General features: G+C 48.7%; 17 protein-coding genes and 1 tRNA gene. 3 read left to right on the top strand and 15 right to left on the bottom strand.

The window, feature by feature from the left end:
* Positions 1-10: 10 nt before the first annotated feature.
* The 12 genes from nuoE to ACFQ1T_RS08055 all read right to left on the bottom strand — a co-directional run bounded on the left by nuoE (position 11) and on the right by ACFQ1T_RS08055 (position 8,056).
* Entirely contained in the window at positions 11-490 is a 480-nt protein-coding gene (gene nuoE, locus ACFQ1T_RS08110) for an NADH-quinone oxidoreductase subunit NuoE (RefSeq protein WP_194748174.1), read from the bottom strand.
* A 47-nt stretch (positions 491-537) separates the two neighbouring features.
* Complete coding sequence (locus tag ACFQ1T_RS08105) at positions 538-1,791, bottom strand: NADH-quinone oxidoreductase subunit D (protein ID WP_338654742.1); 1,254 nt, start codon at positions 1,789-1,791, stop codon at positions 538-540.
* 116 nt (positions 1,792-1,907) lie between these two features.
* Positions 1,908-2,504 carry an NADH-quinone oxidoreductase subunit C gene (locus ACFQ1T_RS08100; RefSeq protein WP_275355805.1) on the bottom strand — a complete coding sequence of 199 codons (597 nt, stop codon included), beginning with the start codon at positions 2,502-2,504 and terminating at the stop codon, positions 1,908-1,910.
* A 43-nt stretch (positions 2,505-2,547) separates the two neighbouring features.
* Positions 2,548-3,027, bottom strand: coding sequence for a NuoB/complex I 20 kDa subunit family protein (locus tag ACFQ1T_RS08095; RefSeq protein ID WP_018985714.1), 480 nt, complete (start codon positions 3,025-3,027; stop codon positions 2,548-2,550).
* 6 nt (positions 3,028-3,033) lie between these two features.
* Positions 3,034-3,390, bottom strand: a complete 357-nt coding sequence (gene ndhC, locus ACFQ1T_RS08090) for an NADH-quinone oxidoreductase subunit A (RefSeq protein WP_029148540.1) — start codon at positions 3,388-3,390, stop codon at positions 3,034-3,036.
* Between the two features lie 113 nt (positions 3,391-3,503).
* Positions 3,504-3,588: transfer RNA gene (locus ACFQ1T_RS08085), tRNA-Leu, on the bottom strand.
* Between the two features lie 6 nt (positions 3,589-3,594).
* Entirely contained in the window at positions 3,595-3,939 is a 345-nt protein-coding gene (gene secG, locus ACFQ1T_RS08080; protein WP_275355808.1) for a preprotein translocase subunit SecG, read from the bottom strand.
* Between the two features lie 52 nt (positions 3,940-3,991).
* Positions 3,992-4,801, bottom strand: coding sequence for a triose-phosphate isomerase (gene tpiA, locus ACFQ1T_RS08075; RefSeq protein WP_379075554.1), 810 nt, complete (start codon positions 4,799-4,801; stop codon positions 3,992-3,994).
* Positions 4,802-4,968: 167 nt separating this feature from the next.
* Positions 4,969-6,048: an alkene reductase gene (locus ACFQ1T_RS08070; protein ID WP_379075551.1), complete on the bottom strand. Its 1,080-nt coding sequence runs from the start codon at positions 6,046-6,048 to the stop codon at positions 4,969-4,971.
* Between the two features lie 67 nt (positions 6,049-6,115).
* On the bottom strand, positions 6,116-6,688 hold the full coding sequence (locus ACFQ1T_RS08065) for a YceI family protein (protein ID WP_194748180.1): 573 nt from the start codon (positions 6,686-6,688) through the stop codon (positions 6,116-6,118).
* A 53-nt stretch (positions 6,689-6,741) separates the two neighbouring features.
* The gene (locus ACFQ1T_RS08060; protein ID WP_194748181.1) at positions 6,742-7,314 is read right to left on the bottom strand and encodes a flavodoxin family protein; all 573 of its coding nucleotides are present in this window, start codon (positions 7,312-7,314) and stop codon (positions 6,742-6,744) included.
* A gap of 31 nt (positions 7,315-7,345) precedes the next feature.
* Positions 7,346-8,056 carry a pirin family protein gene (locus tag ACFQ1T_RS08055; protein ID WP_379075547.1) on the bottom strand — a complete coding sequence of 237 codons (711 nt, stop codon included), beginning with the start codon at positions 8,054-8,056 and terminating at the stop codon, positions 7,346-7,348.
* Between the two features lie 159 nt (positions 8,057-8,215).
* Here ACFQ1T_RS08055 and ACFQ1T_RS08050 point away from each other — a divergent pair, with 159 nt between their 5' ends.
* From ACFQ1T_RS08050 to tadA, 3 genes are read left to right on the top strand one after another with little or no spacing between them, the layout of a single operon-like run.
* Complete coding sequence (locus ACFQ1T_RS08050; RefSeq protein WP_379075544.1) at positions 8,216-9,133, top strand: LysR family transcriptional regulator; 918 nt, start codon at positions 8,216-8,218, stop codon at positions 9,131-9,133.
* A gap of 36 nt (positions 9,134-9,169) precedes the next feature.
* Positions 9,170-9,625: a phosphate-starvation-inducible PsiE family protein gene (locus ACFQ1T_RS08045; protein ID WP_194748184.1), complete on the top strand. Its 456-nt coding sequence runs from the start codon at positions 9,170-9,172 to the stop codon at positions 9,623-9,625.
* 2 nt (positions 9,626-9,627) lie between these two features.
* On the top strand, positions 9,628-10,092 hold the full coding sequence (tadA, locus tag ACFQ1T_RS08040; RefSeq protein ID WP_313988374.1) for a tRNA adenosine(34) deaminase TadA: 465 nt from the start codon (positions 9,628-9,630) through the stop codon (positions 10,090-10,092).
* A gap of 87 nt (positions 10,093-10,179) precedes the next feature.
* On the opposite strand, the gene ACFQ1T_RS08035 is transcribed toward tadA, so the two are convergent.
* From ACFQ1T_RS08035 to ACFQ1T_RS08025, 3 genes are all read right to left on the bottom strand, one after another.
* Positions 10,180-11,001 carry a PEP-CTERM sorting domain-containing protein gene (locus tag ACFQ1T_RS08035; RefSeq protein ID WP_379075540.1) on the bottom strand — a complete coding sequence of 274 codons (822 nt, stop codon included), beginning with the start codon at positions 10,999-11,001 and terminating at the stop codon, positions 10,180-10,182.
* An 86-nt stretch (positions 11,002-11,087) separates the two neighbouring features.
* Positions 11,088-11,963: a PEP-CTERM sorting domain-containing protein gene (locus ACFQ1T_RS08030; RefSeq protein ID WP_379075537.1), complete on the bottom strand. Its 876-nt coding sequence runs from the start codon at positions 11,961-11,963 to the stop codon at positions 11,088-11,090.
* An 80-nt stretch (positions 11,964-12,043) separates the two neighbouring features.
* The gene (locus ACFQ1T_RS08025) at positions 12,044-13,429 is read right to left on the bottom strand and encodes a PEP-CTERM sorting domain-containing protein (RefSeq protein ID WP_338654764.1); all 1,386 of its coding nucleotides are present in this window, start codon (positions 13,427-13,429) and stop codon (positions 12,044-12,046) included.
* Positions 13,430-13,549: the final 120 nt, after the last annotated feature.

The following is a 13,549-nucleotide window of genomic DNA, read 5'->3' as shown; positions in this document are numbered from 1 at the left end:
ATTCCGTATCCTAGCCCTTGTTTAGCTCGTTAATGAGGGCATCCACTTTTTCGGTGGTCAGAAATTCATGCATTTCACTGTTATTCACATGTAGTAACGGTGCGCCACCGCAACAGCCCATACACTCGCCTTCTTTCAGGCAGAATTTACCATCCGCTGTGACTTCGTTGAAGCCCACACCCAACTTGTGCTGCAAGTGCTCGACAATCTCATCCGAGCCACGCAACATGCAAGAAATATTAGTACAGACTGTAATTTTGTATTTTCCGACTGGCTCGAGATCATACATATTGTAGAAGGTAGCGACTTCTAACGCCGCGATTTCCGGAATGCGCAAGTACTTGGCTACTTCGGAAATACTTTCCTTGGATAACCAGCCACGCTCCATCTGGACGATGCGTAATGCAGACATCACCGCTGCCTGACGCCTGTCAGCTGGATATTTGGACAGTTCGTATTCAATCTTTTCAATCGATTCTGCACTGAGCATGCTTTTACCTTACTATCTTTTCGATCCGCGCTATCACGTTGTTCGGATTATCTGTCGATCTCACCGAACACAATATCTTGTGTCCCAATGATGGCTACCAGGTCGGCGATCATGTGGCCTCTGGTCATCTCATCCAATGCAGCCAAATGGGCAAAGCCCGGCGCACGGATTTTCAGGCGGTAGGGTTTATTGGCACCATCTGAAACCATATAAATCCCGAACTCGCCTTTGGGATGCTCAACCGCAGCATAGGCCTCCCCTGCGGGAACATGGAAACCCTCGGTAAATAACTTGAAGTGGTGGATCAAGTCTTCCATATTGGTTTTCATGCCTTCGCGGTTTGGCGGGGCAATCTTATTGTCATCTGTAATGACTGGCCCTGGGTTCTTGCGTAACCAGTCTATGCATTGTTTGATGATACGGTTGGATTGACGCATTTCTTCCACACGCACCAGATACCGGTCATAACAGTCGCCATTGACGCCAATCGGGATATCAAAGTCCATCTTGTCATAGACTTCATAAGGCTGTTTCTTGCGTAAATCCCAGGCAATGCCAGAACCACGCAACATGGCACCGGTCATGCCCAATGCCAATGCGCGCTCCGGTGTCACCACGCCAATACCCACTGTCCGCTGCTTCCAGATACGGTTATCGGTTAACAGTGTTTCATATTCATCTACATAGGTCGGGAAGCGATTGGTAAAGTCTTCAATGAAATCCAGCATGGAACCCTGACGGTTTTCATTGAGCTTGTTAATTTCTTCTGCACTACGGAATTTGGTGGTTTCGTGTTGCGGCATTTTTTCCGGCAGGTCACGATATACGCCACCCGGGCGGTAATACGCCGCATGCATACGGGCGCCAGACACGGCCTCATACACATCAAACAAATCTTCACGCTCGCGGAACGCGTACAGGAAAACCGTCATGGCGCCGACGTCCAGCGCATGTGCGCCCAGCCACAGCAAGTGGTTGAGAATACGGGTAATTTCGTCGAACATGACGCGGATATACTGCGCGCGCACTGGTACCTCAATGCCGAGCATTTTTTCAATCGCCATGACATAGGCGTGCTCATTGGCCATCATGGAGACATAATCTAGCCTGTCCATGTAAGGCACGCTTTGCAAATAAGTACGGTTCTCAGCCAGTTTTTCAGTGGCACGGTGCAGCAGGCCAATGTGTGGATCGGCGCGCTGGATCACTTCACCATCCAGCTCCAGCACCAAACGCAACACACCGTGTGCCGCAGGGTGCTGCGGGCCGAAGTTCATCGTATAGTTCTTAATTTCAGCCATACTAACCATTCCTCAGCTTGCAAGATTCAGCCCAAAACAAGGCGGAATTGCACAGACTGTATGAGTCAAAACGGCAAGCAATGACAACGCCGCATTGAATTGAAGCTTGCAAGTGATCAGCCATGGTGAGCACCTTCATCACGAATAATCCTTGGCACATTATTGCGCAACTCTACCGACACTGGCTGGTAGATGACGCGCTGCTGAACAGGGTCATAACGCATTTCAACGTTACCAATCATGGGAAAATCTTTACGGAAAGGATGACCGACAAAACCGTAATCTGTCAGCAAACGACGCAAATCGGGGTGATTTTCAAACATGATGCCGTAGAGGTCAAAGGCTTCACGCTCAAACCAGTTGGCGACCGGCCAGATATCGACCAAGGTCGGAAACACAGGAAAGTCATCGTCAGCTGCAAACGCACGGATACGCACACGCTGATTCAAACTGACCGAAAGCAAATGCAGCACCACAGCAAAGCGCTGACCCTCCCAGCGGCCATCGCCATACTCCAGATAATCCACCCCACACAAGTCAATCAGTTGCTCAAATTTGAGCTCCGCATGGGTTTTCAATTTTTCAGCCACGGCCAGCAGGTGTTTCACATGAACTTCCACCGTGAGTTCACCCAACTGTTGCTCCAGCCTGACCACACCCTCACCCAAGGCCAACTTGAGCTGTGCAGACAAATGTTCGAGTTTTGCAGACATAGTTAATTTCTAGGGCTTAGTATGTTGTCAGAGCGCGTCACCATCAGGTTCTGGCAATCGTATTGGTACGCTTGATTTTCTTTTGCAACTGGATAATGCCGTATAGCAAAGCCTCTGCAGTGGGTGGACAGCCAGGCACATAAACATCCACTGGCACAATACGGTCACAGCCACGCACAACCGCATATGAATAATGGTAGTAACCACCACCATTGGCACAGCTGCCCATAGAAATCACCCAGCGCGGCTCAGCCATTTGGTCATAGACCTTGCGTAGCGCAGGCGCCATTTTGTTCACCAGCGTACCTGCCACAATCATCACATCAGACTGACGCGGACTCGGGCGGAACACAATCCCGAAACGGTCCAAGTCATACCTAGAAGCGCCGGCATGCATCATTTCGACCGCACAGCAAGCCAAACCGAATGTCATAGGCCACAATGAACCAGTACGGGTGTAATTAATCACCGTATCCAGCGTGGTGGTAACAAAGCCTTTTTCTAATACGCCTTCAATGCTCATTTTGCATTAATCCCATTCAAGGGCGCCCTTCATCCATTCAAAGATGAAGCCGACCACCAATACAAATAAAAACACCATCATTGCCCAGAAGCCAGCAGAGCCAATTTCTTGGATCACCACCGCCCATGGAAAAAGAAATGCAATTTCGAGATCAAACAAAATAAACAGAATGGCGACAAGATAGTAGCGCACGTCAAACTTCATGCGCGCATCTTCAAAGGCTTCAAAGCCACATTCGTATGGAGAGTTTTTTTCCGCATCAGGTTTGTGCGGAGAGAGAATTTTACCGGCAAGCAACGGACCAAGACCAACGCCCAGCCCCACCAGGATAAACATCAAAATCGGGAAATAGTTTTCTAACACTGATTTGCCTTCATCGATCATGTTAACAAGTTATTTCAATGCAGCTAGCCGCCCATTAAAACACTCCCAAACCATCTATTCCCTGCCAGAGCAAAGTTGCAAGCAACTCTATCTGGTGCCGTCGGCGAGACTCGAACTCGCACGACTTTCGTCACTACCCCCTCAAGATAGCGTGTCTACCAATTTCACCACGACGGCCAATGTTTAGTTAGGAATATCTTTGGGTGTGTTTTCAACCGGCTTGGCCACTTCTGCAGCCTCACCTTTGGCCGGAGCCTGTTGGGTCACTGTGGATTTAACCACACTGCCAGAACTTGCTTTATGGCTGGACATAAAGGCCAGCGTCAAGCTAGTTGCAAAAAACACTGAAATAAAAATCGATGTCAGCTTGCTCAGCAAGTTAGAGGACCCAGACACGCCGAATAGACTGCCGGAGGCTCCACTGCCAAAAGCGGCGCCCATATCGGCACCCTTACCATGCTGCAATAAGACCAGGCCAATCACGGCAGCAGCTGCCAGCACATGAATGACGAGAATGACGTTTTCCATATTTCTTTAATCCATTAAGTAATAACGATTTGGCTTTTGGCTCTTTCGCTATCTAGATGACGCTATTTTCAGGGACGGCCTGACATATTTTTATAAATTGCTCTGCATCTAGCGAGCAACGACCGACCAGCGCGCCATCAATTTCCTTCTGATTCAACAATTGTACCGCATTTTGCGGGTTTACGCTGCCCCCGTAGAGGATTTTTAGCGTGTCCGCCGCCGTTTTATCGGAGGCGGCAACCGACTCTCGAATAAACTGGTGCATGGCGACTGCCTGCTCCGAAGTGGCCGCCAGCCCGGTGCCAATCGCCCAGATCGGCTCATAAGAAACAATGCTGCCCGCAAAGGCCTCTCCGCCAAATAAGCGGATGATGGTTTCCAGCTGCTTGCCAACCACACGTTCCATAACGCCTGCTTCACGCTCCAGCAGCGTTTCACCCACACATAAAATAGGTGTTAAGCCATGCCGTTTGGCCATCATGAATTTTTCAGCAATGTTTTCATCGGACTCACAATAAGCCGTGCTGCGCTCCGAGTGGCCAATAATCACATACCTGGCGCCAAAATCGGTCAGCATTTGCGCCCCTACTTCACCGGTGTAGGCACCTTCCTCATATTTCGCAACATTTTGTGCGCCCCAAGCGACAGAAGTTCCCGTCAACAGGGTTTGAATTTGCGCCAGATAGGGATAAGGCACGCAGACCACGACCTCCGCGCGCGTACAAGCGGCCAAGGCTGGCAGATAGGCCTGAATCAATTGCTGGTTACGCATGAGATTGCCATGCATTTTCCAGTTGGCAACCACCAGTTTTTTTGAGGCCAAGGATGTTGAAGTAGATGAAACAGTGCTGGTGCTAGACATGCAGAATTAAGCTCGCAGAGGCATGATGTGGATGCATATATAACGAGCCAGAGAGGCCCGCAAATATTCGGTTGTGCGGATTTTACGCTCGCGCCCCCTGAGCAGCAAGCATTAGTCGCCAAGTAAAGCTTGTCTACCCCGTCAACACAAGGTAGACACGAGTACGATCAGGCACTTAAGAAAGGATAGTCAGTGTAGCCATGCTCGGTACCGCCGTAAAACGTTTTGGAATCAGCCTCATTGAGTGGAGCATTTTTTGCAAACCGCTCAACCAGATCCGGGTTGGCAATAAACGGAACACCATAAGCGACTGCATCTGCATGGCCACTGGCAATCGCCGCATTCCCGCGAGCCTTGTCATAACTCAGGTTTGCGATATAACCGCCCTTAAACAATTTACGCATCGCCGCAAAATCAAATGGCTCAGCTTTGCCACCGCCATGAATGCCCCCTTCCACCACATGCAGATAGGCCAGCTTGAAGCGATTCAGGGCATCCGTGACATGATTGAATGTTTGCTGCGCCTGGCTATCATGCATATCATTAAATGGGTTCACCGGTGACAAGCGCACCCCCACTTTGTCTGCGCCTATTGTATCCACCACCGCCTGCACCACCTCGAGCAGTAATCGCATACGGTTTTCTACCGGCCCGCCATATTGATCCTGGCGCTGATTGCTACCGTCGCGCAAAAACTGGTCTAGCAGATAACCATTGGCCGCATGCACTTCTACACCATCAAAACCCGCTGCAATGGCACATTTTGTGGCATGAATATAATCCTGCACGATGCCAGCCAATTCGGACACCTCCAGTGCGCGCGGGGTCACGTAATCTTGTAAACCCTGGTAGGTAAATGCCTGGCCGGCAGGCTTAATTGCTGAAGGCGCCACTGGCAATGCCTGATTGGGTAACAGGCTGGGGTGTGAAATACGGCCTACATGCCACAACTGAATGACGATTTTTCCGCCCTTGGCATGCACAGCATCAGTCACTTTTTTCCAACCAGCCACCTGCGCATCAGTATAAATGCCTGGCAAAGCAGGATAGCCATGCGCCATCGGTGAGATCGGGGTCGCTTCGGTAATAATCAGCCCGGCAGTCGCCCGCTGCTCATAATAGGTGACATTCATTGCTTGTGGTACACCGCCCTCGCCTGCACGGTTACGTGTCAGTGGGGCCATTGCAATACGGTTTTTGATCTCAATGCTGCCCAGTTTGCCCGGGTAAAATAAATCCAATGTCATACTCGCTCCTCATTCCCTGCATACAATAAACACTGCGCGAACAAAACGTCCGCGCATGGATTTAAAATTATTTTGCTTTCACACCCTCAACCAACAAGGTGATTTCAATGTCGTCACCGACCGGCGCATTTGCGCCCGTCGCCCAGCCAAAACCATAATCAGAAGCTTTGATGGTCAAATGCCCCTCAAAACCTGCGCGCTGGCCACCCCATGGATCGGCGCCATAGCCCAACACTTTCACGGGAATATCCACCAGTTTGGTCACGCCATGCATGGTCAGCTTACCCTGCATCACTGCCTGCGTCTGGTTGCTGGCCGTGATCTTGGTGCTCTCAAACAAAATCTGGGTATATTTGCCCACATCCAGATACTTATCCGCCTTGATATGTTCATCACGTTTGCCAAACCCAGTATTCACACTGCTGACATTGATCGCAGCACGTACGGTCGCCGTATTCAGATTGGTAGGATCCAGGGTAATGACGCCACTGACATCATTAAAAGTCCCTGAAGTTTTGGAAACAACATGACGGATACTGAAATTGGCAAAACTGTGGGTGCCATCGATATTGTAGGTATCGGTCACCGCCCAAGCCTGAGTAGCCATCATCAAGCCGAGCGTCAAAATTAACTTTTTCACTGAGTTCTCCTTGTTAGATCGTGAATTAGGATAGGTTTTTAATGAGGCCGTAGTTAAGCGGCTTTCGCAAAACGTAACGCAACACTGGCCACACGTTCACCCAGGTGCTCTGCCGTGAGCAGGTCACTCTGAATCGGCGCCAAGTCCGGGCCCTGGTCAGCATTCGCCTGCGCCATGGCACCTAAAAAGCTGCCCAAACGGTTTAAGTCGTTGACCGAACCATTACTGTTATTGTTCCCCGGCAGCAAATCCTGGCCTACCCAAATCATGCCATGCTGTGCGGCAAACACAGCCAACTGGATCAAGGTACTAAGCTTGTCACCACTCTGGCTGGCAGAAGTGGTAAAGCCAGCCGCAATCTTGTCTTTCCAGTCACGGGTATACCAGGCCTTGGAGCTGGCATCCATAAAGGTTTTAAACTGGCCTGAAGCCGAACCCATATAGGTTGGGCTGCCAAAGATAATGGCGTCGCTGGCCTTGAGCAGATCCCACTGCTGCTGCGCCTCATCCACAGTTAACAGATTGACGGTCACACCCGCAACCTTTTGCGCGCCACGGGCCACGGCTTTGGCTTGCTCAGCGGTATGACCATACCCACTGTGATAAACAATTGAAACTTGAGTCATGTCATTGCTCCTTTAAAAAATGTAAAAACGATTATTCGACCATTTCAGGCAGATCAAACCATAATATTTCGCTGTCTTGGGCAGCAAGTATCGAGAGAGAAGCCAGGGCATCTACCTTGAGGGCATCCCCTGTCTGCAACTGTTGACCACCGATCACCACTGTGCCGGATGCAATATGGAGGTAAGCACAACGTCCCGCATTGACCTCAACCGGCAAAGCAGCCTCTGCTGTCAGTACCGTGGCATACAATGACAGATCCTGATGTACTTTTAATGACCCGGCGCGGGCATCAGACGAAGCAATCAAGGCCCAGCGGTTTTGCTTGTCAGCCAGCGGGATGGTTTTATCTTCATACGCCGGTGCCAAGCCTTGCGTATCAGGTGTGATCCAGATTTGTAGCAAATGGGCCGTGGTCTGCGAGGAGGCGTTCATCTCACTATGACGGATACCCGTGCCCGCACTCATGCGCTGCACATCCCCCGCGCGAATCACTGCGCTGTGGCCCATGCTGTCAGTATGGCGCAACTCCCCCGCCAACATGTAGGTAATAATTTCCATGTCCTGATGGCCATGCATACCAAATCCCGTGTCAGGGGCGATTTTGTCGTCATTGATCACCCGCAACACCGAGTAGCTCATATGCTCAGGGTCGTAATAACTGGCGAAAGAAAAACTGTGAAAGCTTTGTAACCAGCCATGATTAGCATAACCACGACTATTTGAAGGGCGAACATGCAACATTTATTCACTCCATTTGAAAGTTTAAATGTATGATAAAAAAACACTTAATCTTTAGATAGCAAAACATTTTGCATCACTTGTTCAGATTTTTTGATGAAGCTGTTAGCACTTAAACTGCGATGAACCACCCCGCCCTTTTTCAACCTTATCCCTTCAGCTATGGCCATTAAACTGAGTCTCGAAGCCCTTGAAGTCATTGATGCGATTGACCGCAAAGGCAGTTTTGCCGCCGCGGCTGAGTCGCTATACCGTGTCCCCTCGGCACTCACCTACACCATCCGCAGACTGGAAGAAGATTTGGGGCTGGAGCTTTTTGACCGCAGTGGCCACCGCGCCACGCTAACCGAAGCCGGTGCCGAACTGCTTAAAGAAGGCCGTTATTTGCTAGATGCCGCCCATGCGCTGGAGCGCCGCGTACAACGCGTTGCGACCGGTATTGAAACTGATATTGCCATTGCGATTAGCGATTTATTCGATTTCGACCCGGTACTCAATCTACTACAAGCCTTTTACCAGCAAGGCTTTGGCACTCGGGTGAAGCTGGTCCGTGAGGTGTATGGCGGGAGTTGGGATGCATTACAGACGGGGCGGGCTGATATCTCTATCGGCGCTCCAGGAGATGCGCCGCCTGGCGGCGGCTTCTCTACACATTTGCTCGGACAACTGGAATTTGTGTTTTCTGTGGCCCCGCATCATCCGCTTGCTGCATTACCAGAGCCGCTCAGCGCCAGTGATATTGTGCAGTATCGCGTTGTAGCGGCCGCAGATAGTTCACGCAACCTGCCCCCAAGGACCTCAGGCATTCTTTCCGGCCAGGATGTACTCACCGTGCCTGACATGCAGACAAAATTAAAGGCGCAAATGGCAGGAATTGCCATCGGCTATCTACCCAAATTTATGGCACAAGCGGCCGCTGCGCAGGGCAAACTTGTGCTAAAACAGGTATCAGAACCGAAACCGGTGGGACCCACTTTTATTGCCTGGCGCCAACAGCGGCCCAGCGAAATGGGCAAAGCCATGCAATGGCTGCTCAAAGCCTGTTGCGAGATTCCACTGGAGCAATTGCTTAGCAAATGATTTATCATCCTTGCTGTCGCATTGATTGGATCCAATATGTCGCAAGAACAACTACCTGAAGAATTTGCACCACTCAACCGCATCGCCATCAAGGCCATGCTTTGGCTCAATGGGTTCGCGCATATTATTATCGGCCTTGCTCTGGCCACTTCTGTATTGATGTTTACCTGGCTATTTTTCCTCGACGTGAAGGAAGCGGCTTACGCACATAATCTGGTTCATGGCTTTTTGCGCGCCTTGGGCACCTTGATGCTGTTATGGTCCATCTCTGCCCTCATCTCGGCAGAAATTCGCTACCTGCGCGGCCACAAATTACTGGTAGAAACCTTTGTCGAGGTGGTACTGGTCATGTTTTTGCGCAAACTGATTGTGCTCCCTGTACAAGATGCCACACCGACTTATGAAGAAATCGCCATCTGGCTGGCCGGCGCATTTGTCATGGGGCTGGTGTACATACTGATCCGCCTCGCCGATAAAAATAGTAGTAGATAAGCATGCAAGACGAAGCATTTATGCGCATTGCCATCGCGCTGGCAAATGAGGCAGCAAACCTGGGCGAGGTCCCGGTCGGCGCGATTGTGGTCAAAGAGGGGCAGATTATCGGCAAAGGCCGCAACGCCCCCATCAGCCTTAATGACCCCACCGCCCATGCGGAAATCCAGGCCATGCGTGAAGCAGCGCAGCACTTAGGTAACTATAGACTGGTTGGCTGCACTTTATACGTCACCCTTGAGCCGTGTGCCATGTGTAGCGGCGCCATACAACATGCCAGAATTGCGCGTCTGGTTTACGGTGCCAGCGACCCCAAAACGGGTTGTTGCGGCAGTGTAGTGAATTTGATGGCGGAGCAGAAACTCAATCATCACTGTGTGGTGAGTCATGGCGTCTTGGCTGATGAGTGTGGCGCGTTATTAAGTGATTTCTTCAGGCAGCGTCGCTTAGCCAAATCAAATGGATAACGACCAGATCACAAGCGCTTATCACAGCCATATAAAACAACAAACCCGCCAAAGGCGGGTTTGTTTTACAACGGATACAGCTTAAAATTAAACAGCTTTGCGACGGCGAACGATGCCACCAATCAGACCCAAGCCTGCCATCATCATGGCAAATGTTTCAGCTTCTGGTACAACGGTTGCAGATGTAGCCAACACGTTCAAACGGTAGTTCAAGCCATTACCTGAGCCATTAGTGAAGCTATTACCCCAGTAGCCGCTTGAAGCCATACCACCACCGTTTTGAGCGGTGTTACCACGGATACGAATCCAGAAATATGCATCAGGCGCATTAGTGTCGCCATTATTGCTTACAGCATTTGCCAGAAACTGATCCACTGAGAAACCTGTGTAGCCAGCAACACCACCGTTCAGATAATCAATCGTTGAGAATTGACCATTGGTAAAAGTGCTGGTTGCAAAATTGATTTCTTGTCCCCAAGCAGCATCACCCGTCGCACCACCCCAACCTTTTTGAGGGGTACCACAGCTGGCGCCATAACTGACGCAACCGTTTTCTTCCCACTCAATATCGTTTGTGCCTAAACCAGCCACATTACGGTAGTTATCATTCCCTAAATTTTCTGTACCTGCAAAGTTCATCTCGTAAGATGAAATCCAAACTGCACCGGTATTACCAGAAGCAAACTGGCTCAGATTATTCAAGCTTACAGTAACACGAACACCACTGGCACCATCACCTAAGTTCAAGTCAGCCAAATCAGTCATCGTAATAGACCCTACACTGCTTGAAGTTGTGCCGTAGTTATTTGTAGCAATAAAGTTCAAATCAAAGGTTGCAGTTTTAGCAGAGGCTTGAGTTGACAGAGCCAATAATGCAGCCAGTACAGAAGTTTTAATTACATTTTTCATAGAGATTCCCCTCAAAAAGTGGGCGGAGTTACCGCCCTTATTTAAAAAATATTTTTCAAGTTAAAGCGAGTATGCTTTTTTAGTTATTAAGCTTGTTTCTTTTGACGACGCGCTGCAGCAATCACGCCTAAACCTAACATCATCAAAGCAAAATTTTCTGGTTCAGGCACTGGCGTGACGGTAGTTGGCACAAACCCTCCAATAAAACCACCTGCAGGGTCTTGACCCTCTTCACCAGCCTGATAAAAGCCAATTGCCTTAGCACCAAGGGTGTATGCAGTTGCATCAGTCTTTACTAGGAAAAGGCCGGACCATGGATTCTCTTCTGTCAAGCTGAAGTCACCCATTTGACGAACGGTACCTTCAGAGAGTGCAAACACTGATCCACCTGCTGTAGAGTCTGTTTTAGCGGCTTGATACATTCTCAAATCATAATCAGAAGAGTATGTCCACGCTGCTGCTGTGTTATAGCCAGTAAAGCCGTAACGATAGAGATAGTTAGCTTCTTCACTGTTGTCTTCACGGTTCAAATAACGAGTACCAAATACCAAGGTGTTATCTGCACTGTCACGATAAACAAAATCAAAAATGTCAGCTTGTGCAGACCCTGGTGCCAAATCGACCCCGCGAGTAACTTTCCAGTCCACCAAAGTCAATGTCCCAGTCGATAAAGTAGTGCCTGCGCTAAAAGTACGGTAATTAATTAAACTAGCGACAATATCGCCGCTACCACCATCAGCAAATGAGGTGGAAACATCATCGTAGCCAGTTAAGTAAGTTGCTGAAACTGTCTCTATATAGAGCTTATCGGCGTTTTGGTTATTTGAGCCCTGAACGAAGCCTCCTAAAGCAGCAGAAACATTAGTGCCATTACCATTGGTCAGTGTTTGAAAGTTGCCAGCTTCTGCAGACATCGCAGTCATTGCGAGCAACGTTGAGCAGATTAATAATTTAAGCTTCATGCTTGATCTCCTATCAATTTTTATATCAACAAAATTAAACGTTATAAATTCATGGCTGTTTAGCTTTACAAAATGGCTAATTATTTTTTGCGTCTTGCCATAAGTCCTGCCAAACCAAGACCGCAAAGCAGCATACCCAGCTCCGATGGTTCTGGAACCGGTGTTACTGAAATCACACTGAGCACACCTGAGGTAGCGTCATAATTCCAACTAAGGCCATTCTGCAAAGGATTAAGCGCAACAATTTGAGCAAAAGCACCACTTGAACTTGTGAAGTCAAATAAATCGAACGAATCACCGGCATTACCTGAATAGCCATTGATAAAGGAAAGCTTGAGAATGCCTCCAAATGTCAAGTTGCCATTAACAGTCAAGTGATCATAATCAGTGCCCTGTATTAATCCGCCGATTTCAACAAGCGTTTCATTAGCGGTACCAAAGACAACATCACCATCAATAGTTACTGCACCTGGGCTATTCCCTGCTGAGTACCCGCCATTGAATTCAAAAACTCCACCACCACCCAACTGAGCGCCAACACGCTGATTGAATTCTCCATTGAACGTTACTTTTGTTTGGGGTGTGGTTGTGATAACAGCACTCGAGTTTGCAACTACGGCACCGTTGAACTGAGTGTTTCCGTAACTTACGTTCAGTCCACCACTGATATTCATATCATTCGCGTAAGTTCCACCATAAGTATTAATTTTTTCACCCGAGAGGATGCCTGCTTCTAGTTTAGTTGGTGCATATCCTGACAACTTGACTGATAGGACAGATTGACCCTCTTCACCACCCTGGCGAATTTCGATAGCGTTGTTAATGACTTTAAAAGCAGTGGCGTTGGTTCGAATTAAATATAAGCCTGATAATGGATTACCCTCAGAGGCATTAATATCAGATCTAAAATCAACAACATTTGGATCATAAACGTCGGCGCCTTGGCCTAGCCCCTTATTGGATGAGGCAACGCTGTAAAGTCTTAAATCTGAATCTGATAGACGTGTCCAACCAGCCTGTACGCTAAATCCGCTGTAGCCATAACGAAAAATGTCGTTCGCTTCTGCAACATTTCTCAAACCATCTGGACGAGTTCCGAAAAACAATCTTGAACCAATCACAACAGAATTTGTGGTGGAGTCAATAAATACATAATCCGAAAACTTTCCTGAATAATAGGTAGCACCACTACCACTCAAAAAGTTTGTATCTACCTGATTAATTAAAGACAAGGATGATGGGAAATTATAGGTACCATCCGCCTTCAAAGTCCCGGTCGGGATGTATAAGGGATCGTTTGTTGAGTTGGCAACACCGCCACATCTAATCAACACAGAGTTGGCCCTGCCACAGCCAGGTGTATTTCTTGCAGTCGGCAAATCAACGAAAGCAGCACTTGCTTCCGATGCCACCAAAAATGACCCGAACACTGCGGCCAGCAGACTGGTTATATTTACCGTTTTCATAATTCTCCTCACATACCTTTGTACTAATCAGTTATCAATAGAGACTTTGCAAAAGCCATGCCAAATAGATAAAAAATACAAATAATCATTAAAATCATATATTTAATAGAGTCAAAAATA

This window comes from Methylophilus glucosoxydans, from assembly GCF_042676145.1.
Taxonomy (GTDB): domain Bacteria; phylum Pseudomonadota; class Gammaproteobacteria; order Burkholderiales; family Methylophilaceae; genus Methylophilus; species Methylophilus glucosoxydans.
Note: the sequence above shows the minus strand (reverse complement) of the source record. Positions and strands in the feature narration are given on the sequence as shown.